The organism is Escherichia sp. E4736 (assembly GCF_005781225.1).
Classification (GTDB): domain Bacteria; phylum Pseudomonadota; class Gammaproteobacteria; order Enterobacterales; family Enterobacteriaceae; genus Escherichia.
In genome coordinates this window covers 333,010-357,459 of sequence record NZ_VATT01000014.1, presented here as the reverse complement: position 1 = coordinate 357,459, position 24,450 = coordinate 333,010, and the positions used below count along the sequence as shown (strand labels likewise).

At 49.3% G+C, this 24,450-nt stretch carries 25 protein-coding genes and 1 pseudogene; 13 read left to right on the top strand and 13 right to left on the bottom strand.

The genetic code is table 11. From position 1 onward, the window contains the following. Nucleotides 1–18: 18 nt before the first annotated feature. Nucleotides 19–1,356 (bottom strand): hypothetical protein, encoded by a 1,338-nt coding sequence (locus FEK46_RS10875; protein WP_138194680.1) that lies wholly within the window; start codon nt 1,354–1,356, stop codon nt 19–21. Continuing rightward, entirely contained in the window at nt 1,301–1,723 is a 423-nt protein-coding gene (locus FEK46_RS10870; protein WP_135559345.1) for a hypothetical protein, read from the bottom strand. The genes FEK46_RS10875 and FEK46_RS10870 overlap by 56 nt, the downstream gene beginning before the upstream one ends. A 208-nt stretch (nt 1,724–1,931) precedes the next feature. Between FEK46_RS10870 and FEK46_RS10865 the strand changes: the two genes are divergently transcribed. Continuing rightward, nucleotides 1,932–2,648, top strand: coding sequence for a hypothetical protein (locus tag FEK46_RS10865; RefSeq protein WP_135559346.1), 717 nt, complete (start codon nt 1,932–1,934; stop codon nt 2,646–2,648). Nucleotides 2,649–2,930: 282 nt separating this feature from the next. Here FEK46_RS10865 and FEK46_RS10860 read toward each other — a convergent pair whose 3' ends face one another. Both FEK46_RS10860 and FEK46_RS10855 read right to left on the bottom strand, forming a co-directional pair. Beyond that, nucleotides 2,931–3,434, bottom strand: coding sequence for a YfbM family protein (locus FEK46_RS10860; RefSeq protein ID WP_130207202.1), 504 nt, complete (start codon nt 3,432–3,434; stop codon nt 2,931–2,933). Nucleotides 3,435–3,536: 102 nt separating this feature from the next. Next, nucleotides 3,537–4,508 (bottom strand): M28 family metallopeptidase, encoded by a 972-nt coding sequence (locus FEK46_RS10855; protein WP_135559347.1) that lies wholly within the window; start codon nt 4,506–4,508, stop codon nt 3,537–3,539. A gap of 137 nt (nt 4,509–4,645) precedes the next feature. Between FEK46_RS10855 and FEK46_RS10850 the strand changes: the two are divergent. Then, nucleotides 4,646–5,427: pseudogene (locus FEK46_RS10850) on the top strand (von Willebrand factor type A domain-containing protein). Nucleotides 5,428–5,547: 120 nt separating this feature from the next. On the opposite strand, the gene rbn reads toward FEK46_RS10850, so the two are convergent. Beyond that, the gene (rbn, locus tag FEK46_RS10845; RefSeq protein ID WP_131162034.1) at nt 5,548–6,465 is read right to left on the bottom strand and encodes a ribonuclease BN; all 918 of its coding nucleotides are present in this window, start codon (nt 6,463–6,465) and stop codon (nt 5,548–5,550) included. 64 nt (nt 6,466–6,529) lie between these two features. Between rbn and FEK46_RS10840 the strand changes: the two genes are divergently transcribed. The 9 genes from FEK46_RS10840 (at nt 6,530) to pmrD (ending at nt 14,798) form a co-directional block, all read left to right on the top strand. Beyond that, nucleotides 6,530–6,991, top strand: a complete 462-nt coding sequence (locus FEK46_RS10840) for a GNAT family N-acetyltransferase (RefSeq protein WP_135494633.1) — start codon at nt 6,530–6,532, stop codon at nt 6,989–6,991. A 54-nt stretch (nt 6,992–7,045) separates the two neighbouring features. After that, nucleotides 7,046–7,351 (top strand): stress response protein ElaB, encoded by a 306-nt coding sequence (gene elaB / locus FEK46_RS10835; protein WP_000070621.1) that lies wholly within the window; start codon nt 7,046–7,048, stop codon nt 7,349–7,351. A gap of 78 nt (nt 7,352–7,429) precedes the next feature. Further along, a complete protein-coding gene (gene menF, locus FEK46_RS10830; RefSeq protein ID WP_135494630.1) occupies nt 7,430–8,725 on the top strand; it encodes an isochorismate synthase MenF in 1,296 nt (431 codons plus the stop codon). An 88-nt stretch (nt 8,726–8,813) separates the two neighbouring features. Beyond that, complete coding sequence (menD, locus tag FEK46_RS10825; protein ID WP_135491662.1) at nt 8,814–10,484, top strand: 2-succinyl-5-enolpyruvyl-6-hydroxy-3-cyclohexene-1-carboxylic-acid synthase; 1,671 nt, start codon at nt 8,814–8,816, stop codon at nt 10,482–10,484. After that, nucleotides 10,481–11,239, top strand: coding sequence for a 2-succinyl-6-hydroxy-2,4-cyclohexadiene-1-carboxylate synthase (gene menH, locus FEK46_RS10820; RefSeq protein ID WP_135559348.1), 759 nt, complete (start codon nt 10,481–10,483; stop codon nt 11,237–11,239). Before menD ends, menH begins: the two co-directional genes overlap by 4 nt. A gap of 14 nt (nt 11,240–11,253) precedes the next feature. After that, nucleotides 11,254–12,111, top strand: a complete 858-nt coding sequence (menB, locus tag FEK46_RS10815) for a 1,4-dihydroxy-2-naphthoyl-CoA synthase (protein ID WP_000639996.1) — start codon at nt 11,254–11,256, stop codon at nt 12,109–12,111. Further along, entirely contained in the window at nt 12,111–13,073 is a 963-nt protein-coding gene (menC, locus tag FEK46_RS10810; RefSeq protein ID WP_130207190.1) for an o-succinylbenzoate synthase, read from the top strand. The genes menB and menC overlap by 1 nt, the downstream gene beginning before the upstream one ends. Beyond that, nucleotides 13,070–14,425 carry an o-succinylbenzoate--CoA ligase gene (menE, locus tag FEK46_RS10805; protein WP_135559349.1) on the top strand — a complete coding sequence of 452 codons (1,356 nt, stop codon included), beginning with the start codon at nt 13,070–13,072 and terminating at the stop codon, nt 14,423–14,425. Before menC ends, menE begins: the two co-directional genes overlap by 4 nt. A gap of 109 nt (nt 14,426–14,534) precedes the next feature. Continuing rightward, a complete protein-coding gene (gene pmrD, locus FEK46_RS10800) occupies nt 14,535–14,798 on the top strand; it encodes a signal transduction protein PmrD (RefSeq protein ID WP_130260550.1) in 264 nt (87 codons plus the stop codon). Here the strand turns inward: pmrD and arnF are convergent. Genes arnF through arnB form a run of 7 tightly spaced genes read right to left on the bottom strand, consistent with a single transcriptional unit; the run spans nt 14,795 to nt 22,145 of the window. Further along, nucleotides 14,795–15,181 (bottom strand): 4-amino-4-deoxy-L-arabinose-phosphoundecaprenol flippase subunit ArnF, encoded by a 387-nt coding sequence (arnF, locus tag FEK46_RS10795; protein WP_130260549.1) that lies wholly within the window; start codon nt 15,179–15,181, stop codon nt 14,795–14,797. The genes pmrD and arnF overlap by 4 nt on opposite strands. Then, the gene (gene arnE / locus FEK46_RS10790; RefSeq protein ID WP_130207182.1) at nt 15,181–15,516 is read right to left on the bottom strand and encodes a 4-amino-4-deoxy-L-arabinose-phosphoundecaprenol flippase subunit ArnE; all 336 of its coding nucleotides are present in this window, start codon (nt 15,514–15,516) and stop codon (nt 15,181–15,183) included. The genes arnF and arnE overlap by 1 nt, the downstream gene beginning before the upstream one ends. Continuing rightward, complete coding sequence (arnT, locus tag FEK46_RS10785; RefSeq protein ID WP_135559350.1) at nt 15,513–17,165, bottom strand: lipid IV(A) 4-amino-4-deoxy-L-arabinosyltransferase; 1,653 nt, start codon at nt 17,163–17,165, stop codon at nt 15,513–15,515. The genes arnE and arnT overlap by 4 nt, the downstream gene beginning before the upstream one ends. Next, on the bottom strand, nt 17,162–18,055 hold the full coding sequence (gene arnD / locus FEK46_RS10780; RefSeq protein ID WP_130207178.1) for a 4-deoxy-4-formamido-L-arabinose-phosphoundecaprenol deformylase: 894 nt from the start codon (nt 18,053–18,055) through the stop codon (nt 17,162–17,164). The genes arnT and arnD overlap by 4 nt, the downstream gene beginning before the upstream one ends. Then, nucleotides 18,052–20,034: a bifunctional UDP-4-amino-4-deoxy-L-arabinose formyltransferase/UDP-glucuronic acid oxidase ArnA gene (gene arnA, locus FEK46_RS10775; RefSeq protein WP_135559351.1), complete on the bottom strand. Its 1,983-nt coding sequence runs from the start codon at nt 20,032–20,034 to the stop codon at nt 18,052–18,054. Before arnA ends, arnD begins: the two co-directional genes overlap by 4 nt. Further along, on the bottom strand, nt 20,034–21,002 hold the full coding sequence (gene arnC, locus FEK46_RS10770) for an undecaprenyl-phosphate 4-deoxy-4-formamido-L-arabinose transferase (protein WP_130257477.1): 969 nt from the start codon (nt 21,000–21,002) through the stop codon (nt 20,034–20,036). The genes arnA and arnC overlap by 1 nt, the downstream gene beginning before the upstream one ends. Before the next feature lie 3 nt (nt 21,003–21,005). After that, nucleotides 21,006–22,145, bottom strand: coding sequence for a UDP-4-amino-4-deoxy-L-arabinose aminotransferase (arnB, locus tag FEK46_RS10765; protein WP_135559352.1), 1,140 nt, complete (start codon nt 22,143–22,145; stop codon nt 21,006–21,008). Between the two features lie 319 nt (nt 22,146–22,464). On the opposite strand from arnB, the gene ais reads away from it, so the two are divergent. Then, nucleotides 22,465–23,067 (top strand): lipopolysaccharide core heptose(II)-phosphate phosphatase Ais, encoded by a 603-nt coding sequence (gene ais, locus FEK46_RS10760; protein WP_130260545.1) that lies wholly within the window; start codon nt 22,465–22,467, stop codon nt 23,065–23,067. A gap of 38 nt (nt 23,068–23,105) precedes the next feature. On the opposite strand, the gene nudI is transcribed toward ais, so the two are convergent. Next, the gene (gene nudI, locus FEK46_RS10755; protein WP_130207172.1) at nt 23,106–23,531 is read right to left on the bottom strand and encodes a nucleoside triphosphatase NudI; all 426 of its coding nucleotides are present in this window, start codon (nt 23,529–23,531) and stop codon (nt 23,106–23,108) included. A 279-nt stretch (nt 23,532–23,810) separates the two neighbouring features. Here nudI and FEK46_RS10750 point away from each other — a divergent pair, with 279 nt between their 5' ends. Then, nucleotides 23,811–24,353, top strand: a complete 543-nt coding sequence (locus tag FEK46_RS10750) for a YfaZ family outer membrane protein (RefSeq protein WP_130207171.1) — start codon at nt 23,811–23,813, stop codon at nt 24,351–24,353. The last annotated feature ends 97 nt before the right edge of the window (nt 24,354–24,450 follow it).

Sequence of the window (24,450 nt, the reverse complement as noted above, 5' to 3'; positions counted from 1 at the left end):
GGCGGTTTTTTTATGGTGTTATGATTTGATTGGGTTTGTGCAGGTTTTATTTTGGAAACGTTTATTGTATTTATAATTATAGTCTGAAGAGACAATAGTATTATAGTTTATGGTTGACGCACTTGCATAACACGCCACATCAACGTTTAAATCGTTAATGATGAAGTCGATCATGTCTTCTGTACCATTCATTATAATAAACTTTACTAATGTTATATTTTCACCAAAATCACCATATTCTTGACCAATCACGGAAGGTAGGTATTCTTTGTTCTTTATTTTTGATATTACGGACTGGTTATCACCTAAAACAACATGCATAGCGATAATGTCATTTTCATTTTCAGGTTGAACAAATTTTGAAAAATAAGAAGCACTAAGCTTATTTGAGTTTAAAATAGAATTATGCAAGTCTACCGGTTTGATAAATAAATGCTTTTGCCATTTTGGAACGAGCTTTAGTAGAAAATCGAGCATTTGGATTTTTTGTGCACTGCACTTTTCGTCTCTTAAACATCGCTTTAAATCAATTAATCTAGTGTCTATAATACCTTTATCATTCTGAATCTCTTTCTTTTTATTATCATCTATTTTGCTATATAGAAATTTTAAGAAATTAATGCTTGTTACGTTAGCAAAAGAATAGTTGACAGCATAATCGCTGGTAAAGTCATCTTTAAATTCACTACACTGGATAACTTTCTCGAATGAAGTGATTGGGTAGTCAAAGTTATATGTTCTGTTATAGTTAAATTTCATATTGAACAAAAGTGAATTGATACCCTCCGGGCATGTTTTCCAAAGTTTATCCAATGCAGTACCATCCCCTTGTCTTAGTGCCGTATTCACAGCAGTGTCATAATCTGATTCGTTTTTCATGGGGAATAAATAGAATGTATGTAAAACAAATATAATGGCAAAGGCGCGCCAGCCTGTAAATAAAATTTTGCGTGGGCTGCAATATATGCTTTTCCTTAGAAAACACACATACCATAAAATTAATGTATAGGGTATGAGGTTGAAAATATATTCAAAGAAAGAATCGAAATACTTATTGAAATAAAATAAATAGGCTAATGCGGTAGTGCCGATTGGCAATTCCAGATAGATTAAAGAAATGAAACCGGTGTTATCCCTTTTCTCTTTATCCCATCGAAGAAGAAACGGAACGATAAAGAGTATTGGTATGATAAAGGCTAATGCATAACACGCAAAAATGATAATTACAGCACCCGTTGAAAATGACAATATACATCCTCCATGAAGTATTTTAAAAATTTTTCGTAATGAGTAATCTGTTTTAATCCCACCAACAATTAACCGAATGCATACCCGCAGGGACTTCAACCCATCCATGATCTGTATCTTCTTCCCATCCTTCCCGGCACTCATCAGGGGCAATTTCTTCTGCAAACCAATTCTGAACTTCTTCGGGTGAAGCAGAAGTGATAACTGAAATTCTTTCGCTAAAGGGCCAGTTAGGGTCATTGAACATCGTAATTTCTACCAAAACATCACTGACATCGTTACGCTCACGAATTTTCAGCAAATGGTGGTAGATAGCTTGCGGAGATTGTTCTGGAGTCACATTGCAACATATTGAACCGAGGATATTATTTCCGATAAAAAAATCCTCAAGAGATAACAATGGACGGGGGGTAGCAGGCTCGTTAACATCACCATTGATATTAACAAGTTGGGTAATGCGTTCTAAAGGTGTCATAATTATTCCCTGAAATAATGTATTCATCAAATGAATGGCATTGTTTGAATTCATTAGCGGATAAATAGTGACAATGCCACACGTCTTATTAGTTTCAGGCGCATCATAACATGGATGTTAAGCAGGAAAAGGTGAAATATTCAGTCAGGCTGGGTCGTGATCCAGACGTTGTTATATATAGCATCATAAATATTTAAAGGGGTTTGACATGGAATGGTTAAGTGAAATTCGCAAACTTCGGGAGCACGTACCTGTCGGTATCCAGTCTGCCAGACGTTTGCTAGAGAGGACTGGCGGTAATGTTGATGAGGCCATTAAATTCTTTCATATTGATCAAATCAATATATTGACTGCAAAAGTAGACGTCACACATCAGGAAGCAGAGAATGTTTTGTTGGCTACAAACTATGATATTGCAGAAACTCTTCGGCGTATTGATGAACAACGCTATACACTGACGGAATTGATTTTGCGTAAAAATAAGGATGCCGGAGATGCCTTAAACAAAATAGCATTGGCGATTGAATATGAGTGGTATCTCAAGCGTAAGTTTTGGTTTAGTTTTGCAGATATCCAATTATTACAGCCAGTTTTACAAACTTTTATGCTGGTTTATGAATGGCATGAATATGTTGGTTGGGAAGGAATGGATTGTGGGATCTTTTTTGAAAGTGATCATATTCACCAACAATTGCAAGCGTTGGGATTGTCAGAACTTGCCAAAAAAATGGTTACTGCAAGAATCAGATATGGGGAATTAAAAGAGAAAGTTAATACTTTTAATGAAATTACAAATGATGAAATATTCAAAATGCTGATAATGCAATGTGACCAACTTGCAAAAGATGTTGATTCTGTATTACTGCAATTTGTGAAAGATAACATTGATGCTTTTCCTTGTCGCCATAACCAACACGATCTATAAAAAATCATCGCAAAATTGAACAGGCTTTTTGCTCGCCTGATTATTTTCAGGTAACGAATGGTTAAACACTGTTTTCATCTAACAGGCCAGATCGTTGCCAGCACTAGTGGTATCGCTGTTATATACTGAATAAACGGGTTTAACTTAAGAATGCGATAAAGCAAGCATATAGCAGTGTTTATACAAGGGGATCAAAACCGGGTCTTGGTTAAAGATTTATTTAAGATGATCTTTGCATAAATCTAAACTGATAGGTCTTTCTCCCCCAGGCATCAAGCTATATCACCCAACAATAACCGTCAGCGCATGATTCCCTTGTCGCAGCATACGTCGATACGCGCTAATCAGCTTTTCCATATCAAGCATGATCGAAGCAAAGAGTTGCCCCTCTAACTCTTCTGAAAAGGTCACTCCCGGATAAATCTCCATTTCATTGAGTCGCTGAATGGAAAACTGTTTACGCAGCTCACTTCGATCCAGAGCTTCCAGGCGGTCGATTGTCGCGGCTAACTCCTGATTCCAGGTCAATCCCAGGAAACCATCTATGCCATCTTCGAGGCTGTGTTCACCAAGCACGGCACGACTCAGCGGATCATTCTTCGCTGGATCAAAAGCAGAGGTACCCGTTAGGCCAAAATGTAAAAAATCCCAGCGTTTATCAATATCCAGTCGCCGTAAACCTGAAAGCGTGTCATGAATATTGTCCATTAAGGGTTTTTCAGTAGACTCAAGCAGTCGGTTAATTCTTTCTGAGTCAATTTCTGCAAAATAGCCAATCATTCCCATTTGTTTTTCCTCCGTTGAATTTAATTTTTCGCATCTTAAAACAGACGAGGGAAAATAAAATGCGCATGTTGCTTTTTCTGGATCTTCCTCGAGAAATTTTTATTATTTACTGTTTTGCAACAAGGTTATAACGCCATCCACCACCTGAGTCATTTTCTGATAATTGAGTTTGTCTGCGGTATCGCCAGGTAAGTGATATTGTTTATTACGATAAAAAGCGGTGTCAGTAATCATTACGGCGGGAATATCGTGTTGCCAATAATTAAGGTGGTCGGAGAAATCGATACCGGGAATAAAACCAGGTGCATTAATAGAATAAACAGGCAACTCTTTTGCTGATAACAACGCAGATTTTACCTGACGCACAGCGCTGATATCCTGCACTCTGCCGACGACAGCAATAAAATCACCATGGTCGGGATAAAGCCAGGACATGACAGAGTAAGGGTAATCCTGACTCCCTGGTGCGGAGTCGTAATAACCTATCATCTCCAGTGCTATCATTAATTTCACAGGACGCTCAAGCGAAGCGGCGTGTACCGCGCTCCCCATTTCATTGCTACGAAAGAAGGGCGGTTCTTCCGACACATAGGCGACCAGTTGCACACCTATTTTCGGCGCTTGCTGCTGTAACAAACGAGCCAGTTCGAGTAATCCTGCCACGCCGCTGGCGTTATCATCCGCACCCGGCGTATAGGTTAATTGATCGTTTTCGTAACTGCTGGCAGAGTCATAGTGCGCACCAATAATAATCTGCGGTCCATCGGTAGGACCATAATCAGCAACAATGTTTTTGTAGGGGCCACCAGTAATAGGGACATCCTGCTTGGTAACTCTGGCGCCGCTACTGACAAAGACCTCTTTTATATACTCTGCGGACCTATTCAGATTATCAATATTGTCGGCACTACGTGGATGCACAGTTTGTGTAAGATAACGAACTGTTTTTTCTAATTGCTCGGGACTTGCGTGCTGGGGCGTTTGCGGTAATGCATTGACCCAGGGTTGGTAAAAAACAATCAGAGGAAGTGAAAACAGGAATAATATAAAAAAGGAAAAGGTTATTTTTTTCATATATAAATTGTTGATAGGTTTCGTTGTTGAATCATTATTTGTTATAGGTTTCGAGATCGTATTTTATTAAGATTAGCCGGATTATACAAAGAGTCTATTTTATGTCTGGTGGTTGAGTTTATTTAAAAGGATTTTATATGCGAAATAAAAATATAATCATGTTGCTTATTAGTAGTTTGATTTTGTCAGGATGTGGGCCGGAATCTGATGATAAGGAAAGTCAGCAACAACAATCTACTACACCCACAGACCAGCAAGTACTTGCCGCGCAACAAGCGGCAACAAAAGTGGCGGAGCAAAGAGCCGCCGCTAAAGCCGCTAAAGCAAAAACCTTAGCCCAGCATGAAGCGCAACAATCCTCAGACAAACAGGCTTTGCAGGGGCGATTACAGGAAGCGCCAACATTTGAAAGAGCGGCTAAAGCAAAAGCTACACGTATCGCAAATCCAGGAACCGCTCGCTATCAGCAGTTCGATGATAATCCGGTTAAGCAGGTAGCGCAAAACCCGTTGGCGACGTTTAGCCTTGACGTCGACACCGGCAGCTAACGCTGAATGGGCAAAAAGCATCAATTGATAAGTTACGCTATGCCCCGGATAACAAATCAGTGGAATCAGATAAAGCGAAAGAACTGGCCTGGTTAAAGATTCGTTGGAAATACCCGCAGGGAAAAGAAAGTCAGTTAGTTGAATTCCCGTTGGCACCCACAATAAACGCACCTTCAGAAGATATGCGTTTTCGCGCAGCAGTCTCTGCGTATGGGCAAAAATTGCGCGGTTCTGAATACCTGAATAATACATCCTGGCAGCAGATCGAACAGTGGGCGCGGCAAGCAAAAGGACCGGATCAACAAGGCTACAGAGCGGAATTTATTCGTCTGATTGGGCTGGCGGAAGGTCTGGATAATTCACAAAACTAAAAATGATAAATCTGTTTGCCTGATACCGACATCAAACGTATCCGGCAAACAGATGAAAAAATGGCAAATAAGTGCGTTGGTATCATTAAATTAATCTGCCAACTAACCACCGCTTTCGACTTAAATGCTAAACACCGCGAAATCGCTCGCCAGTTCAGTTGCCGGGAAAATCGTCCGGCACTCGTGTAACAAGTGCTGACAGCCTTTATCATCATAGCGTGAACTAACATGGGTAATGATTAGCTTACCGACACCAGCTTCACGGGCCAGTGCCGCCGCCTGGCGTGTGGAGCTGTGGCCGCGACTGTTGGCTTTGGCCTCCATCGCCAAATCCAGAGTCGCTTCGTGAACCATTACGTCGACACCTTTGGCCAGCGCCAGCGCGGCATCGCAAGGACCAGTATCGCCGAAAATGGCGATCGCTTTTCCTGGTGTAGGCGCGGCTAAGTAATCAGCGCCGTTAATCTGCCGACCGTCTTCCAGTGTGACAGTTTTTCCGGCTTTCAAATCCTGAAACAATGGGCCAGGCGGTACGCCCGAGGCCTTTAATGCCTGAGCATTCAGCGCACCAGGCTTATCATGTTCTTCTACCCGATAGCCGTAACATTCCAGCGGATGTTCCATCGGATAAGCTGTCACTTTACGCAAGCCATCATCAAGAATTTCGCCTGCGCTAATTTCAATAATCTCCAGTGGATAATCGGTCCACGAGCCACTAATACGTAACGCTGTCTCAACAAATTCACGGATACCTTTCGGACCATAAATGGTTAAGGGTTGCACAATACCTGACATGGAACGACTGCACAGCAAACCGGGCAGACCGAAAAGATGATCGCCATGAAGATGGCTAATAAAAATCCTGTCCAGTTTGCCGGGATTAAACACCGTGTGCAGCATTTGGTGTTGAGTGCCTTCGCCACAGTCAAATAACCAAAGTCCGGCCTGGGTCGGATGTTGCAGATTGAGCAATATCGCCGTGACATTACGCGCCCGGGTCGGAACTCCCGCCGAAGTACCTAAGAAAATTAATTCCATAAGACCATCACATTTCTAAAAATAATCCGGCTAGTATAAGGCATACAACCAAAAGGAGCGCATCATGATCGACTGGCAGGATCTTCATCACTCTGAATTATCGGTTTCTCAGCTTTATGCCTTATTACAACTGCGTTGTGCGGTATTCGTTGTCGAACAAAACTGTCCTTATCAGGATGTCGATGGTGACGATCTGGTAGGTGAAAATCGTCATGTTCTCGGCTGGCAAAACGGGAAACTGGTAGCGTATGCGAGGATTCTGAAAAGTGATGATGATCTCGAACCGGTGGTGATTGGTCGCGTGATTGTCAGCGAAGCGTTGCGGGGCGAAAAAGTGGGGCAGCAACTGATGAGTAAGGCGCTGGAATCATGTACGCGCCACTGGCCGGACAAGGCGATTTATCTGGGAGCGCAGGCGCACTTACAAAACTTTTACCGCAGTTTTGGCTTTATCCCCGTAACGGATATCTACGAGGAAGATGGTATTCCCCACATTGGGATGGCGCGCGAAGTCATTCAGGCGTAATTGATAACCGTTGTCTATAGTTAGTGGCAGGTTTTAAGCAAATGGAGAACGAGAATGTCTAATCAATTTGGTGATACACGCATCGATGACGACCTGACGTTGCTGAGTGAAACACTGGAAGAAGTGCTGCGCTCCTCTGGCGATCCCGCCGATCAGAAATATGTTGAGCTGAAGGCGCGAGCAGAGAAGGCGCTGGATGATGTGAAAAAAAGAGTCAGTCAGGCTTCGGACAGCTATTACTATCGGGCGAAGCAAGCGGTTTATCGCGCCGACGACTACGTTCATGAAAAACCGTGGCAGGGGATTGGCGTTGGCGCTGCGGTTGGTTTGGTATTAGGACTGTTGCTGGCACGCCGTTAAAACCTCCCTACACTGGGGTACTGCATTTTTTTTGCAGTACCCCGTATAATGTGAGGCTTTTAACAGGGAGAGGTCCGCGTGCAATCACTCACTACGGCGCTGGAAAATCTATTGCGCCATCTGTCGCAAGAGTTTCCAGCGACGCCCGGCATTCGGGTTTTTGATGTTCCTTTCCCATTAAATGACGCCTTTGATGCCTTAAGCTGGCTGGCCAGCCAGCAAATGTATCCGCAATTTTACTGGCAACAACGCAATGGTGATGAAGAGGCTGCCGTGCTGGGTACAATAGCCAGCTTTTCGTCGCTGGCGCAGGCGCAGCGTTTTCTCCGACAATACCCGGATCACACCGACTTACGTATCTGGGGGCTGAATGCGTTTGACCCTTCCCAGGGCAATTTACTCCTCCCGCGGTTGGAATGGCGACGCTGTGCAGGCAAAGCGACCCTTCGACTGACCCTTTTCAGCGAAAACTCCCTTCAGCAAGACGCACATCAGGCAAAGGAATACATTGCTGCTCTGGCAAACATTAAACCGTTGCCAGCTCTGCATTTAACCATCACCCAAGAAAATCACTGGCCGGACAAACCAGCCTGGACGGGGTTAATTAAACTGGCGACCGACACCATTGCTGAAGGTGAACTGGATAAAGTGGTGTTGGCGCGGGCGACCGATCTGCATTTCTCCGATTCAGTTAACGCGGCGGCAATGATGGCTGCCAGCCGTCGGTTGAACCTGAACTGCTACCATTTCTACATGGCCTTTGATGGCGAAAGCGCGTTCCTGGGTTCATCTCCTGAGCGGCTTTGGCGGCGGCGTGACAAAGCGTTGCGTACTGAAGCACTGGCGGGAACGGTGGCGAATCATCCTGATGATAAACAGGCGCAGCAACTGGGCGAGTGGCTGATGGCGGATGATAAAAACCAGCGCGAGAATATGCTGGTGGTGGAAGATATCTGCCAGCGATTACAGAGCGACACCCAGGCGCTGGATGTTTTACCGCCGCAGGTGCTTCGTCTGCGTAAAGTGCAGCATCTGCGTCGCTGTATCTGGACCTCGCTTAATACGGCAGATGATGTGGTTTGTCTGCATCAGTTGCAGCCAACGGCAGCGGTGGCAGGTTTACCGCGCGATTTGGCACGGCAGTTCATCGCCCGGCACGAACCGTTTACCCGTGAATGGTATGCGGGTTCTGCGGGCTATCTCTCATTACAACAAAGCGAATTCTGCGTTTCCCTGCGCTCGGCGAAAATCAGTGGCAATGTCGTGCGATTGTATGCCGGAGCGGGTATTGTCCGAGGCTCAGACCCCGAACTGGAGTGGCAGGAAATCGACAACAAAGCGGCAGGACTGCGCACTTTATTACAATTGGAATAGTAATGAGTCGCATCATTACCGATTCATATCAATAATCTCTTTTTGTAGCTCCTTATACTTAGCCGCAATATTGATACCGGACAAACTCATGTCAGTAAGCGCATTTAACCGACGCTGGGCGGCGGTCATTCTGGAAGCATTAACACGTCATGGCGTCAGACACGTCTGCATCGCCCCTGGCTCTCGTTCTACGCCATTAACTCTGGCGGCGGCGGAAAATTCCGCTTTCATTCATCACACTCATTTTGATGAGCGTGGGCTGGGGCATTTGGCGCTGGGGCTGGCGAAAGTCAGCAAGCAGCCGGTGGCGGTGATAGTGACTTCCGGCACGGCGGTAGCGAATCTCTATCCGGCACTGATTGAAGCTGGGTTAACCGGAGAAAAACTGATCCTGTTAACCGCCGATCGTCCTCCGGAATTGATTGACTGCGGCGCAAATCAGGCAATTCGTCAGCCGGGCATGTTCGCCTCTCATCCTACGCATAGCATTTCACTACCGCGCCCGACGCAGGATATTCCCGCCCGTTGGCTGGTTTCTACTATCGACCACGCTTTAGGCACGCTGCATGCGGGTGGAGTCCATATCAACTGCCCGTTTGCCGAACCGCTTTATGGCGAGATGGACGATACCGGACTTAGCTGGCAACAACGTCTTGGCGACTGGTGGCAGGGCGACAAACCGTGGCTGCGTGAAGCGCCTCGTCTTGAGAGCGAAAAACAGCGCGACTGGTTCTTCTGGCGGCAAAAGCGCGGCGTGGTGGTTGCCGGGCGCATGAGTGCGGAAGAGGGCAAAAAAGTTGCCCTGTGGGCGCAAACACTTGGCTGGCCGCTGATTGGCGACGTGCTGTCGCAAACCGGGCAGCCGCTGCCGTGTGCCGATCTCTGGTTAGGCAATGCCAAAGCGACCAGCGAACTGCAACAGGCGCAGATTGTCGTGCAACTGGGGAGCAGCCTGACCGGCAAACGGTTACTGCAATGGCAGGCAAGCTGTGAGCCAGAAGAGTACTGGATTGTTGATAACATCGAAGGGCAGCTTGACCCGGCACACCACCGTGGACGTCGCCTGGTCGCCAATATTGCCGACTGGCTGGAGCTGCATCCGGCTGAAAAACGCCAGCCCTGGTGCGTGGAGATCCCGCGTCTGGCTGAACAGGCAATGCAGGCAGTTGTTGCCCGTCGTGATGCGTTTGGCGAAGCGCAACTGGCGCATCGCATCAGCGACTATTTGCCTGAACAGGGGCAACTGTTTGTCGGTAATAGCCTGGTGGTACGTCTGATTGATGCGCTTTCGCAACTTCCGGCAGGTTACCCGGTATATAGCAACCGTGGGGCCAGCGGAATAGATGGGCTGATTTCTACCGCCGCAGGCGTTCAGAGGGCTAGTGGTAAACCGACGCTGGCGATTGTGGGCGATCTCTCTGCTCTTTACGATCTCAACGCGCTGGCGCTATTGCGTCAGGTTTCCGCGCCGCTGGTATTAATTGTGGTGAACAACAACGGCGGACAAATTTTCTCGCTGTTGCCGACGCCGAAAAGCGAGCGCGAGCGTTTCTATCTGATGCCGCAAAACGTCCATTTTGAGCACGCTGCCGCGATGTTTGAGCTGAAATATCATCGTCCGCAAAACTGGCAGGAACTAGAAACGGCACTTGCCGACGCCTGGCGCACTCCGACCACCACGGTGATTGAGATGGTGGTTAACGACACCGACGGCGCGCAAACCCTCCAGCAACTGCTGGCGCAGGTAAGCCATTTATGATCCTGCACGCACAGGCAAAACACGGCAAGCCAGGTTTACCCTGGCTGGTGTTTTTGCATGGTTTCTCCGGCGATTGCCTCGAATGGCAGGAAGTCGGCGAGGCGTTTGCAGACTACTCGCGGTTGTATGTTGATCTGCCAGGTCACGGTGGTTCGGCGGCAATTAGCGTCGATGGATTTGATGATGTCACCGACTTACTGCGTAAAACTTTGGTTAGTTACAACATCCTTAACTTCTGGCTGGTGGGGTACTCGCTCGGTGGACGGGTGGCGATGATGGCGGCTTGTCAGGGGATGGCGGGGCTTTGTGGCGTGATTGTCGAAGGTGGGCATCCTGGGCTGCAAAGTGCTGAACAACGCACGGAACGTCAGCTTTCCGATCATCGCTGGGCGCAGCGTTTTTGTTCAGAACCGTTAACGGCGGTATTTGCCGACTGGTATCAACAGCCTGTTTTTGCCTCGCTCAATGACGATCAACGCCGGGAGCTGGTGGCGCTGCGCAGCAACAATAACGGCGCAACCCTTGCCGCGATGCTGGAGGCCACTTCTCTCGCCGTCCAGCCTGATTTACGTGCTAACCTTAGCGCCCGCACATTTGCGTTTTATTATTTATGTGGTGAACGTGACAGCAAATTCCGCGCTCTGGCAGCGGAACTGGCTGCCGACTGCCATGTCATTCCTCGCGCCGGACATAACGCGCATCGGGAAAATCCCGCTGGCGTAATCGCAAGTCTGGCGCAGATCTTGCGTTTCTGACTAAAGGACACAATATGATTTATCCTGATGAAGCAATGCTTTACGCACCGGTTGAATGGCACGATTGCTCCGAAGGTTTCGAGGACATTCGTTATGAAAAATCCACCGACGGTATCGCAAAAATCACCATTAATCGTCCGCAGGTGCGCAATGCCTTCCGTCCTCTGACGGTAAAAGAGATGATCCAGGCGCTGGCGGATGCCCGTTATGACGACAACATCGGCGTGATCATTTTGACTGGCGCGGGCGATAAAGCGTTCTGCTCCGGTGGTGACCAGAAAGTACGTGGCGACTACGGCGGTTATAAAGATGATTCCGGCGTACATCACCTCAACGTGCTGGACTTCCAGCGTCAGATCCGTACCTGTCCGAAACCGGTTGTCGCGATGGTGGCTGGCTACTCCATCGGCGGCGGTCATGTTCTGCACATGATGTGCGACCTGACTATCGCGGCAGATAATGCCATCTTCGGTCAGACTGGCCCGAAAGTCGGTTCCTTCGACGGCGGCTGGGGAGCTTCCTATATGGCTCGCATCGTCGGGCAGAAAAAAGCGCGTGAAATCTGGTTCCTGTGCCGTCAGTACGATGCAAAACAGGCGCTGGATATGGGCCTTGTGAACACCGTGGTGCCGCTGGCCGATCTGGAAAAAGAGACCGTCCGCTGGTGCCGCGAAATGCTGCAAAACAGCCCGATGGCGCTGCGTTGCCTGAAAGCTGCACTGAACGCCGACTGTGACGGTCAGGCGGGTCTGCAGGAACTGGCGGGTAACGCCACCATGCTGTTCTACATGACGGAAGAAGGTCAGGAAGGTCGCAACGCCTTTAACCAGAAACGTCAGCCTGACTTCAGCAAATTTAAACGGAATCCGTAATGCGTAGCGCGCAGGTATACCGCTGGCAGATCCCCATGGACGCGGGGGTGGTTCTGCGCGACAGGCGGTTAAAAACCCGCGACGGGCTATACGTTTGCCTGCGTGAGGGCGAGCGCGAAGGGTGGGGGGAGATCTCCCCACTGCCGGGCTTCAGTCAGGAAACCTGGGAAGAGGCGCAAAGTGTGCTGCTTGCCTGGGTACATAACTGGCTGGCAGGCGATTGCGAGCTACCACAGATGCCTTCCGTCGCCTTTGGCGTAAGCTGCGCGCTGGCTGAACTAGCAGATACGCTCCCGCAGGCGGCCAATTACCGTGCTGCGCCGCTGTGTAATGGCGATCCGGACGATCTGATCCTCAAACTTGCCGATATGCCTGGCGAGAAAGTGGCGAAGGTCAAAGTGGGATTGTACGAAGCCGTGCGCGACGGCATGGTGGTCAATCTTTTGCTGGAGGCAATTCCGGATCTGCATTTGCGTCTTGACGCGAACCGCGCCTGGACGCCGCTGAAAGGCCAGCAGTTTGCCAAATACGTTAACCCGGACTATCGCCACCGCATCGCGTTTCTCGAAGAGCCGTGCAAAACCCGCGATGATTCGCGTGCGTTTGCCCGTGAAACCGGCATTGCCATTGCCTGGGATGAAAGCCTGCGCGAGCCGGATTTTGCCTTTGTGGCGGAAGAGGGCGTGCGTGCGGTGGTGATCAAACCCACGCTCACGGGCAGCCTGGAGAAAGTCCGCGAGCAGGTGCAGGCGGCGCACGCGCTGGGGCTGACGGCGGTGATCAGTTCTTCCATCGAGTCGAGCTTAGGCTTAACGCAACTGGCGCGGATTGCTGCCTGGTTAACGCCAGACACCATTCCGGGGCTGGATACGCTGGATCTGATGCAGGCGCAGCAGGTTCGTCGCTGGCCGGGTAGCCCGCTGCCATTAGTGGAAGTTGATGCACTGGAGCGGCTGTTATGATCTTCTCTGACTGGCCGTGGCGTCACTGGCGGCAGGTGCGGGGAGAAGCCATCGCCTTACGTCTTAATGACGAGCAACTCAACTGGCGCAAGCTTTGTGCTCGCGTCGATGAATTAGCCTCCGGCTTTGCGGCGCAGGGTGTGGTTGAGGGCAGCGGCGTAATGTTGCGGGCGTGGAATACGCCGCAAACGCTGCTGGCCTGGCTGGCGTTACTGCAATGCGGGGCGCGGGTGCTGCCCGTGAATCCACAACTGCCGCAACCGTTGCTTGAGGAATTGCTGCCAAATCTCACTCTGCAATTTGCGCTGGTGCCGGAAGGGGAAAACACGTTTCCGGCGTTAACGTCGCTGCACATTCAGCTGGTTGAAGGCGCACATGCCGCTGCGTGGCAGCCGACGCGCCTGTGCTCAATGACGTTAACCTCTGGCTCCACTGGCTTGCCGAAAGCCGCAGTTCATACTTATCAGGCCCATCTTGCCAGTGCCGAAGGGGTGTTATCGCTGATTCCGTTTGGCGATCACGATGACTGGTTGCTCTCTTTGCCGTTGTTTCACGTCTCTGGTCAGGGAATTATGTGGCGCTGGTTATACGCTGGTGCGCGGATGACGGTACGTGATAAACAGCCATTGGAGCAAATGCTGGCAGGCTGTACTCACGCTTCACTGGTGCCAACACAGCTCTGGCGTTTGCTGGTTAACCGCAGTTCAGTTTCCCTGAAAGCGGTGTTACTTGGCGGCGCGGCAATTCCGGTTGAGTTGACGGAGCAGGCGCGCGAGCAGGGCATTCGTTGCTTTTGCGGCTATGGTCTGACGGAGTTCGCTTCCACGGTTTGCGCGAAAGAAGCGGACGGCCTGGCTGACGTCGGTTCGCCGCTGCCGGGGCGGGAAGTGAAAATCGTTAATGATGAAGTGTGGCTGCGGGCTGCCAGTATGGCAGAAGGTTACTGGCGTAACGGGCAACTGGTGCCGCTGGTTAATGATGAAGGCTGGTACGCCACGCGCGATCGCGGTGAGATGCATAATGGCAAGCTGACCATTGTCGGACGTTTAGACAATCTGTTCTTCAGTGGTGGCGAAGGCATTCAGCCAGAAGAAGTCGAACGTGTGATTGCCGCGCATCCTGCGGTTTTGCAGGTGTTTATCGTCCCCGTTACTGACAAGGAGTTTGGTCATCGACCGGTAGCGGTGGTGGAGTATGACCACGAAACCGTTGATCTTAGCGAATGGGTGAAAGACAAGTTGGCCCGTTTTCAACAACCGGTGCGTTGGCTGACGCTTCCGCCGGAGCTGAAAAACGGCGGCATTAAGATTTCACGTCAGGCATTAAAAGAGTGGGTGCAACGCCAGTATTAAGAAATCATTAGTTTCATCTCTCATTTCCGCTATTCCATTGCCATTGATAATGAGTTTATCTGTTAATCTGTAAATTAATGTGACAATTCTTATCAGACAGGATAGTGCAATGGAATGGCTGGTTAAAAAATCATGCAGCGATAAACAAGACAACAGACATGTACTAAAGCTTTGTGATACTGGCGGCACGATAAAAATGATTGCCGAAGTGCAAACTGACTTTAGCGTTAAATCAGGTGACCTGCTTTCTCCGCTACAGGATGCGCTTTATTGCATCAACCGGGAAAAACAGCGCACGGTGAAAGTCATTTCGGCGAGCAGTTATAGTGTTGAAGAATGGGGGCGACAATGTCAGTCTGGCTGCAAAAGTTAGCAGCGTTGTTTTGCTGCTGGTAGAAAAATCAGCGTTAATCCACCCATAATACAGGCTACGCCCAGCATAGCCTTCAACGAGAAGGTCCCTTCCCAGCCGGGAAGTACCATTGATGCAATCCATACCAGTACATAACTCATACTCAGTAAGGCATAGGCTTTGCTGAGTGCCAGCCGATGCAACGCCTTATACCAGCAAAAAACGGAGATCAGATAGCCAACCAGGCCGACGACCAGCATCCGGGCACCGAAATCAAAAGTAAAAAGCGCCGCGATAAAATTCCATAATTGCGTCATCGGCGGCAGATGATTCGCCGCAAAACCGAGGCTTAATTGCGCAGCAGAAGCAATAATGACGCTGAATAATCCCCACATCAGGCCCATTACACCGTACTCCCGAGAATCACAATGCCGCCAATAATGAAGGCCACCCCACACCAGTGACGAAAAGACACTGGTTCGTGCCACAGTTTTACTGCTGCCAGCGTCACCCAGACAAAATTCAGGCTCAACATTGGATAGGCAATGCCTACCGGCACGTTCTGTAATACCAGCAGCCAGAGCACCATTGCCAGCCCCAGACACATCAATGCCAGCGCCAGCCACAGTGCAATATGTTTGCGCCGTTTACTTATTGCCACAAAGCGAGTTGCCTGTTTCTGGCAGAGCTGCCCGGCTACGCTAAGCAGGCTGGCAAAGACTAAAATCAGCCAGATCATTTGGGCCGATACTGAATGAGCACCAGACGCCCCTGATGATCGATAGCATCTGCAGGTGGAATGGCAAGGCTGTTGATATCCTCATCGCGGTCTACCGAAAGCACGAGAGTAATAATCCCCTCCTGGCGATGTTGAGTAAGCCAGCTGGCGAAATCATCACCGCTGACAAATCTGCCTTTCGCATCCGGATAATTGAGGCCATATTTCAACTCCCCCGTCTGGCGATACATGATGATGTCATCGCGTTGCAGACTCCATGCCAGACCTGCGGCAACACCGACGCTATCCGTAAGAATATAGCGGCTCGGCTGGAGTGACTCTTGCGTCATCTCAACAAAAAACTGCGGATGTTTGCCTTCCATGACCCTGTCGGGGATCGCAATACCCACGAGCAACGCCAGCCCCAACGGACAAAGCGCCGCAAAGGGCCAGTTTTTTTCCACGTTCGTTAACGTATACCAGCCGAAAAATGCCCACAGCGAAAAAATCGACCATGCGCAAAAGACCTTATAGATTTCGAAAGCCTGCCAGACGGGTGTGCCCATGGGGCCCCAGGGCGAAACGATAAACGTGGCAATAATGCCAGTGACGCCAAATGCGATATTGATCCAGCCATTAATCCGCAACGCCAGAGGATTATTTTTTGCTGCCTGCAACGCGTAATACGCCACCAGTATTGCCAGAGGCGCAAAGCAGGAAAGAATATAGGTCGGCAGCTTGCCTTTAGCGACGGAGAAAAACAGCAGTGGCATCACCGTCCAGCTCAAGAGATAGACGGTTGCGGAATGGTTGCGGTTTTTCCAGCCAGAACGCAGCGCACCGGGGAGTAATCCCAGCCATGGCAGGCTACCGGCAATGATGATAGGCAAGTAGTACCAGAACGGGGCTTTATGTTGGGCATCATCCATCGCAAAGCGTTGAATATGCTCAATCCAGAAAAAATAGTGCCAGAAGTCAGGCTCCCGTTGCGCTATTGCTAACCCCCAGGGGAGAACCGTCAGTACACAACTGATGATTGCCAGCCAGCCGTAAATAAAGAAATCTTTCCAGCGTTTTTGCGTCGCCACCCACGGCAGCACGCTTAATACCGGCACGGCGAGGGCGAGAAAACCTTTGGTCATTACCCCCATACCGCAGGTGACTCCCAGCAGTAAAAATCCCGCGCTTTTGCCTTTCCACGTTTGCGCATCCATTGCCAACCAGAAGCTACACATTCCCGCCACCAGCCAGAATGCAATAAACGGATCGAGCACGGCGTAAGTGCCGATGGCGTAGACAATAAGCAGCGAGAGATAAATCACAGCGGCGAGTAGTGCCAGACGTTTATCGCGCCATAAGCGCAGAGTAAACCAGGTCACCAGCGCGGCGGTTAACAGGGTCGCAAAGATAACGCCTGCCCGAACACCAAAGTTATTCGCGCCAAATAGCCATTGCCCAATGCTGTTAATCCAGTATCCGGCAATCGGTTTTTCGAAATAACGTAGCCCTAACAGATGGGGCACAATCCAGTCGCCGGAAGCCAGCATTTCCCGACTGATTTCCGCATATCGTGTTTCATCAGGTTGCCAGAGCAGGCGATAATTAATCGGCAAGAGATAATAGACGGTAATAAACGCAAAGAATGCGGCGTAATAGCGAATGGATTTCATGGACGAGTTCCCGCAACTTGTTGGCAACCCAGCCAGCCTTCACGTCCAGCGATTCTTCCACGCACAACATGTCCGAGCGGCAACGTCTCCGGCAGCAGCTCGCCTAATGGACAAAACGTAATGCCTTCACGGGCGGCACGCTTCAGGAGATCAACAAAATCAGGATGATAAGCACAACCTTCAACTTCAGCATGGATGGTATAAACCGGCGTCCCTTTATCTCGCAGGATGCGGTTGAGTAGCCAGCCGTTAAAATCTTGCGCTTTCACATCCCGGCCAATCACTTCATCCCAGGTAGGTAATGTCACTGGAATTTGTGCAGTGCCAGGTTTTCCTGATTCGAGCAAGGGACGAAACGGCATCGCCCCACGACAATCGCTGTTGTAGCGCAAATGGAACGCTTCTTTTGCTTCGATCACCTGTTGGTCGGCACGCCAGCCAGCGGCAGCGGAGCAGGTTATCGGTTGGCCGATAATCTCTTCCAGGGTACGAAGGCCGCGGGCAATATCGTCTACCATTGTTTGCCGATCCCAGTTGCCGCTATGGGCTTGCCAGGCGTGGTGATCCCAGGCGTGCAGGCCGACTTCGTGGTATTTAGCCGCTTCACGAATGATATCGGCATTGGCATGACCAATCTCTTTTCCTGGCCATGCCGTACCTGCCAGTAAAATATCCCAGCCATAAAGCGATGCCGCGTTTGAGCGCAGCATCTTCCACAAAAACTGTGGCTTCACCAGTCGCCAGAGATGGCGGCCCATATTGTCCGGGCCGACGCTGAAAAAAATGCTGGCCTGAATATTATGCTTACTTAAGGTTTCCAGCAGACGTGGCACCCCTTCGCGGGTGCCACGAAAAGTATCGACATCAATACGTAAACCTACTTTGGTCATGATGACTTATCCGTAAGATCGACAGTGCGCAGGAAGAAATCCAGCGTCTCATCGATGGTTTCCTGCATATCAATTTTCGGTTCCCAGCCGAGGCAACGGCGGGCATTGCGGATGCTCGGTTTACGATGCTCTACGTCCTGATATCCTTTGCCGTAGTAGCTGCTACTTTCTACCACGCGAAAGCCCGCAAACGGTGGGAAGTGATGGCGCAGCGGATGTTTTTCGAAGCTCGCCAGCAGCATCTCGCCGAGCTCTTCAATACTCGCTTCGTTATCAGGATTGCCAATGTTGATAATTTCGCCGTCGCAGCGATTTCCCGCATTTTCGATAATGCGGTATAACGCTTCGATTCCATCGCGAATATCAGTAAAGCAGCGTTTTTGTTTTCCGCCATCAATCAGCTTAATCGGTGAACCTTCCACCAGATTGAGAATGAGTTGCGTAATAGCGCGTGAGCTACCAATTCGCGCCGCATTAAGGTTATCCAGTCGTGGCCCCATCCAGTTAAACGGGCGGAAGAGGGTGAACTGCAACCCCTCTTTTTCGCCATACGCCCAGATCACCCGATCAAGTAATTGTTTTGATACTGAATAAATCCAGCGTGGTTTATTCACCGGGCCGACGATTAAATTAGAATGGTCTTCATCGAAGTATTTATCGCTACACATCCCATAAACTTCTGAAGTCGACGGGAAGATGATTCGCTTACGGTACTTCACGCAGTAACGGATAATGCGCAGATTCTCTTCAAAATCGAGTTCAAATACGCGTAGCGGGTTGCGGGTATATTCAATCGGCGTGGCTATCGCCACCAGCGGCAACACGACATCACATTTTTTGACGTGATACTCAATCCATTCGGAATGAATGCTGATATCGCCTTCAACAAAATGAAAATGCGGATGATTCAGAAAACGGCTTATCGCGTCGCTGCCAATATCCAGACCGTAAACTTCATAGTGATCTTCGCGCAGCAGGCGTTCTGTCAAATGGTTACCGATAAAGCCATTCACCCCGAGGATGAGTACCCGGGTACGGCGTCGGGCGGCACAGGCAGGCTGGCTATTCAAGCGTGAACCTTGCACCAGGCCCAGTGTCTGCGCTAATTGTGAGCCCTGCATAGTAATGCCGTCGCCCGCTTGTCCGGTGACGATTTCCAGCGCGCCATCGCCACAGGCAATCAGCAACGGCGCAACAGAAATCACGCTTCCCGGCTGCGCTGCGGATGTATGAGGATGTACGCGTGACGACCAGACGGTAAATTTTTGATTACCAACATAGCTGAAGGAACCCGGCCACGGATCGGCGACGGCGCGGACCATGTTATGCAATACGGCTGCCGGTTTGTGCCACTCGAGGAAGCTGTCTTCTGGTGTTCTGCGACCAAAACAGGTGGCTTCGTTCTCGCGTTGGGCTATTTCCAGAATCTTACCGTGTTTAATGGCGGGTAACGTCTGTTCCAGCAACTGACGCGCGGCATGGCACAATTTATGATGCAGCGTAATGGCGATATCATCTGGCGCAATGGCAACGCGCAGTTGGGCAACAATGGCCCCGGCATCGGCACGTTTAACCATTCGGTGCAATGTAACGCCCGTTTCCGTTTCACCGTTCACCAGCACCCAGTTCAGCGGCGCGCGACCACGATATTTTGGTAACAGCGAACCATGCAGATTAAATGCACCTGCGGGAGCGAGCTGCAAAATCTCATCGCTAATGAGATGGCGATAATAAAAAGAGAAAATCACCTCTGGTGATAGTTGGGCAATGCGTTCCACCCACAGCGGATGATTAATGTTATCCGGCGCGTAAACCGGAATGCCTCTTTCCGCCGCCAGGCGAGCGACTGAACCATAAAAAGCTTTTTCGCCAGGATTATCAGTATGGGTAAAAATGGCGCTAATTTCGTAACCGGCAGCCAGCAGGGCTTCAATACCGAGGCATCCCATATCGTGGTAGGCAAAAACGACGGTTTTCATTATTCATTTTCCTTGCTGGATGGACGGATAACTTGCTGAACAAAATAGCGGGGGCGGGCGCGGACATCGGTGTAGATCCTGCCAATATATTCACCGAGCAATCCCATGCCGATAAACTGAGCGCCAATAAAAGTAAACAGCACGGCAAATAGCATAAAGACGCCTTCCGCGGCCCATTGTGGTCCGAAGGTCAGGCGTAAAATCACCAGCAGTACCGCAATGCTGAAACCCCCAATCGCAATCACGCTGCCGAGAAGACTCAGCATACGTAGCGGTGTGGTCGTGAGGCAGGTCACCAGGTCGTACATCAAATTAATCAGGCGCATAAAGCTGTATTTAGATTCGCCATACTCACGCTCGGCATGATGCACCGGAATTTCAATGGCGCGGCGAGCGAAGATATTCGCCAGAATCGGGATAAAGGTGCTGCGTTCATGGCAGTGCAACATGGCATCGATAATATGACGGCGATAGGCGCGTAACATACAGCCATAGTCGCCCATCGCTTTGCCGGTAGTGCGCTGAATAAGCCGGTTAATCATCTTCGATGCCGTTTTACGAAACCAGGTATCTTGGCGATTCTGGCGCACAGTACCCACTACGTCGTAACCTTCATCGGCTTTTTCTACCAGACGGGGGATCTCCTCTGGCGGATTCTGGAGATCGGCATCGAGGGTAATAATTAAGTCGCCGGTAACGTGGCTGAAACCTGCCATGATCGCCGAATGCTGTCCGTAATTACGATTAAGCAAAATAGACACGATGTGGCTGCCCTCTGCTTGTGAGGCATCGACGAGCATTTGTGCAGAATTATCGCTACTGCCGTCATCAATCAGCAGGATCTCATACTCTTTCCCCAGCGATTCACAGGCTGCGGTGGTGCGCCTGATTAATTCCGGTAAGCTTTCCTGCTCGTTATAGACGGGAATAACCACCGAGACTTTCTTAACAGGGTGGATTTCAAACATGGCTTATTGTCCTGCGAGTTGCTGAAGGGCCGCGATGACGCGGTCGGCATCGGCGGTGGTCATATCTGGAAAAAGCGGCAACGAACAGATGCGTTCGCTGTTCCATTCGGTATTCGGTAACGACAGCGTGGGAAAACGCTCGCGATAATATTTTTGCGTGTGAGCGGCGCGGAAATGTAACCCGGTGCCAATGCCTTTTTCTTTTAACGCTTCCATCAACGCATCGCGGCTGATACCACAACGTTGTTCATCGACACGAATAATAAACAGATGCCAGGCGTGAACATGCGGCCATGCGGGAAGGCTTAAAGGCTGGAACGGGAGAGCTGCCAGTGCTTGCTGATATTGCAGGGCAATTTCCCGACGACGGGTGTTGAGTTGCTCTAATTTGGCTAACTGTGTCAGGGCAATCGCGGCGTTAATATCGGTCAGATTGTACTTGTAGCCCGGCGTTAATACTTCTGCCTGTGGCGCGCGGCCCCAGGTTTGTCTGTCATATGCATCGACGCCCAGACCATGAAATTTCAGCATCCGTAGCTGGCGGGCGAGGTTTTCATCATCAGTAACAATCAGGCCGCCTTCTGCACAGGTAATATTTTTGATGGCGTGAAACGAAAAAATAGCAGTACCTTTCGCACCAATATGTCGGCCTTTGTAATACGTACCGACGGCATGGGCGGCATCTTCAATAACCGCGATACCGTAACGTTCGCCAATGGCGCGAATAGCGTCAATATCTGCTGGCGCACCGGCATAATGCACTGGAATGATGGCTTTGGTACGCGGCGTAATGGCTGCTTCGATCGCTTCAGGCGTGACCATCAGCATATCGCGATCGACATCTACCATTACCGGCGTAGCGCCCAACAAAGAAATCATATTAAGAGTTGATACCCAGGTCAGAGAAGGCGTGATCACTTCATCGCCAGCACCTATCTCCAGCGCCATCAGCGTAATATGCATTCCGGCTGTGGCTGAACTGACCGCGATGGCATGTTGGTTTCCCGTCAACTGGCAAAAGGCTTGTTCAAGCGCCTGATTCTTCGGACCTGTGGTGATCCATCCAGATTCGAGAACATCTTTAACCGCAGCGAGTTCTTCCACACCCATTGCCGGACGTGAAAAGGGCAAAAAATCTGACATTATTATTCCTTCGGCCATTGAATACTTTTCCCATCTATTCACTAATATTTGTTATAGGGAGCGTTATATGTATTTTGCCATTTGGCGTAAAATTCTAAGGGTAGAATATTAATTTAACCTTAAGGAACTAATATAGTACTTAAATATTAGTTTTTTTCGTTTTTTTATCTTTTTCAGGCTTTTCATTTGACAAGATTTAAGGCATTTTGCGTGCATCGTAATGTTTTAATACTATCCCCAGCCCCTATTTTCCGGTGAAAATGTTATTTTTTTTTCACGGTCATTTAGCTGGCTACGCGTGTCTATAGGTGGAGCTTAAGTGTTAGCTTTTTGTCGGACTTCGATGAAGTCTAAAAAATATATCTTCATTTTACTGGTGCTTGCTGTAATTGCCGGGTTGGGTAGTCATGCAGCCTGGAGTAGCAATGGGTTACCACGAATCGACAATAAAACGTTGGCCAGGCTGGCGCAGCAGCATCCGGTGGTGGTTCTGTTTCGCCATGGAGAACGCTGCGATCGTTCCTCCAATCAATGCTTGTCAGACAAAACAGGTATTACGGTAAATGGCTCTCAGGATGCGCGTGAACTGGGCAAAGCCTTCAGCGCAGATATCCCTGATTTCGATCTTTATTCCAGTAATACCGTTCGGACTATTCAGTCGGCAACCTGGTTTTCTGCGGGCAAAAAACTGACGGTAGATAAACGACTGCTACAATGTAGTAATGAGATTTATAGCGCAATTAAAGACTTACAAAGTAAAGCGCCTGATAAAAATATTGTTATCTTCACCCACAATCACTGTCTGACGTATATCGCGAAAGATAAACGTAACGTGACATTTAAACCAGATTATCTGGATGGACTGGTGATGCATGTGGAAAACGGTAAAGTTTTACTGGATGGGGAATTTGTCAATCACTGATCTTTGAATCTGACAGCCAGTAATGGCTGTCATCACTATCACAGAAGACCCTTCAAACGTAATGTTTTCTTGGTCGCAACATTCAAATCGTATTGCGCCAGATCTTCAGGTTTTACCCACGCGTATTCCTGAAACTCTTCGTTTATTTTCACTTCACGGTTGGCAGAAACACAGTCAAAGATCAGGTAAATCATATAAATCTCTTCCTTACGACCATCTGCATATGTCTTAGTGCGAATGTCATCGCTGAAAGTCCACGGAGTGATGTCGGTAAGAATCAGTTGCTCGCCTAACTCTTCTCTGATTTCACGGCGTAATGCTTCTTCAATACGTTCGCCAGGTTCCACGCCACCACCCGAAAGCGCCCATTGACCCGGGAAAACGCCGCGATCGTCAGCCATTTTGCATAGCAGATAAGCACCATCATTTTGAATCAAAGGGCAAACAATAGTCCGTTGTCGCACAGGGATGTTCCTTATAATCGAAAATAAACCAAGAGAATACGGCAACTCAGAAATATGCGAAAGTGACATTAGTCTCTTTTGCGATGATAACTGCGCTGATTATTATTTTGGTTTATAACGTAAATCATGTTTATTTTTTCGACGTTAAATTATTAAAGACGTATTTAGTTACAATAAGTTAGCAGATCGCTTTTTTCACGCATTGAATCCTCTGCGTCAGGCAGTACAATCCCGCAGCTTTGGGGAATGTTGATTATCTTCTTGCGGAAAAAGGTAAAAATGAAAAAATTTGCGCTACCAGTTCTGGCTGGAATGCTGTTGGTTTCTGCATCGGCAAATGCGATAAGCATCAGCGGCCAGGCAGGTAAGGAATACACCAATATTGGCGTCGGTTTCGGGACCGAGTCTACGGGACTGGCGTTAAGCGGTAACTGGACACATAACGACGACGACGGTGATGTCGCGGGCGTGGGGTTGGGCCTGAATCTTCCTCTGGGGCCGTTAATGGCAACTGTAGGTGGGAAAGGTGTTTATACCAACCCGAATTACGGCGATGAAGGTTACGCGGCAGCAGTCGGTGGTGGTTTGCAGTGGCAAATTGGCGACAGCTTCCGTCTGTTTGGCGAGTATTATTACTCTCCGGATTCGCTCTCCAGCGGTATTCAAAGTTATGAAGAAGCGAATGCTGGCGCGCGTTATACCATTATGCGTCCAGTCAGTATTGAGGCAGGCTACCGTTATCTGAACCTGTCGGGGAAAGACGGCAATCGCGATAATGCCGTGGCCGACGGCCCTTATGTCGGGGTTAACGCCAGCTTCTGATACCTTCCGGCGCGGCGTTCTGTCGCGCCATTCAGTTTCTTACTACGCCTTATCTCCCTTTGCGTTATAGTGATTCGATAACAAAAGCAGGAGATAA

Excerpts from the sequence above, each read along its gene's own strand:
- menE (WP_135559349.1), top strand. The coding sequence starts at position 13,070 with ATGATCTTCTCTGACTGGCCGTGGCGTCACTGGCGGCAGGTGCGGGGA.
- elaB (WP_000070621.1), top strand. The coding sequence starts at position 7,046 with ATGTCTAATCAATTTGGTGATACACGCATCGATGACGACCTGACGTTG.
- pmrD (WP_130260550.1), top strand. The coding sequence starts at position 14,535 with ATGGAATGGCTGGTTAAAAAATCATGCAGCGATAAACAAGACAACAGA.
- menH (WP_135559348.1), top strand. The coding sequence starts at position 10,481 with ATGATCCTGCACGCACAGGCAAAACACGGCAAGCCAGGTTTACCCTGG.
- arnD (WP_130207178.1), bottom strand. The coding sequence starts at position 18,055 with ATGACCAAAGTAGGTTTACGTATTGATGTCGATACTTTTCGTGGCACC.
- arnA (WP_135559351.1), bottom strand. The coding sequence starts at position 20,034 with ATGAAAACCGTCGTTTTTGCCTACCACGATATGGGATGCCTCGGTATT.
- arnE (WP_130207182.1), bottom strand. The coding sequence starts at position 15,516 with ATGATCTGGCTGATTTTAGTCTTTGCCAGCCTGCTTAGCGTAGCCGGG.
- menD (WP_135491662.1), top strand. The coding sequence starts at position 8,814 with ATGTCAGTAAGCGCATTTAACCGACGCTGGGCGGCGGTCATTCTGGAA.
- FEK46_RS10855 (WP_135559347.1), bottom strand. The coding sequence starts at position 4,508 with ATGAAAAAAATAACCTTTTCCTTTTTTATATTATTCCTGTTTTCACTT.
- arnT (WP_135559350.1), bottom strand. The coding sequence starts at position 17,165 with ATGAAATCCATTCGCTATTACGCCGCATTCTTTGCGTTTATTACCGTC.
- menB (WP_000639996.1), top strand. The coding sequence starts at position 11,254 with ATGATTTATCCTGATGAAGCAATGCTTTACGCACCGGTTGAATGGCAC.
- arnF (WP_130260549.1), bottom strand. The coding sequence starts at position 15,181 with ATGGGCCTGATGTGGGGATTATTCAGCGTCATTATTGCTTCTGCTGCG.
- FEK46_RS10865 (WP_135559346.1), top strand. The coding sequence starts at position 1,932 with ATGGAATGGTTAAGTGAAATTCGCAAACTTCGGGAGCACGTACCTGTC.
- FEK46_RS10875 (WP_138194680.1), bottom strand. The coding sequence starts at position 1,356 with ATGGATGGGTTGAAGTCCCTGCGGGTATGCATTCGGTTAATTGTTGGT.
- menC (WP_130207190.1), top strand. The coding sequence starts at position 12,111 with ATGCGTAGCGCGCAGGTATACCGCTGGCAGATCCCCATGGACGCGGGG.
- arnC (WP_130257477.1), bottom strand. The coding sequence starts at position 21,002 with ATGTTTGAAATCCACCCTGTTAAGAAAGTCTCGGTGGTTATTCCCGTC.
- FEK46_RS10860 (WP_130207202.1), bottom strand. The coding sequence starts at position 3,434 with ATGGGAATGATTGGCTATTTTGCAGAAATTGACTCAGAAAGAATTAAC.
- FEK46_RS10870 (WP_135559345.1), bottom strand. The coding sequence starts at position 1,723 with ATGACACCTTTAGAACGCATTACCCAACTTGTTAATATCAATGGTGAT.
- FEK46_RS10840 (WP_135494633.1), top strand. The coding sequence starts at position 6,530 with ATGATCGACTGGCAGGATCTTCATCACTCTGAATTATCGGTTTCTCAG.
- FEK46_RS10750 (WP_130207171.1), top strand. The coding sequence starts at position 23,811 with ATGAAAAAATTTGCGCTACCAGTTCTGGCTGGAATGCTGTTGGTTTCT.
- rbn (WP_131162034.1), bottom strand. The coding sequence starts at position 6,465 with ATGGAATTAATTTTCTTAGGTACTTCGGCGGGAGTTCCGACCCGGGCG.
- arnB (WP_135559352.1), bottom strand. The coding sequence starts at position 22,145 with ATGTCAGATTTTTTGCCCTTTTCACGTCCGGCAATGGGTGTGGAAGAA.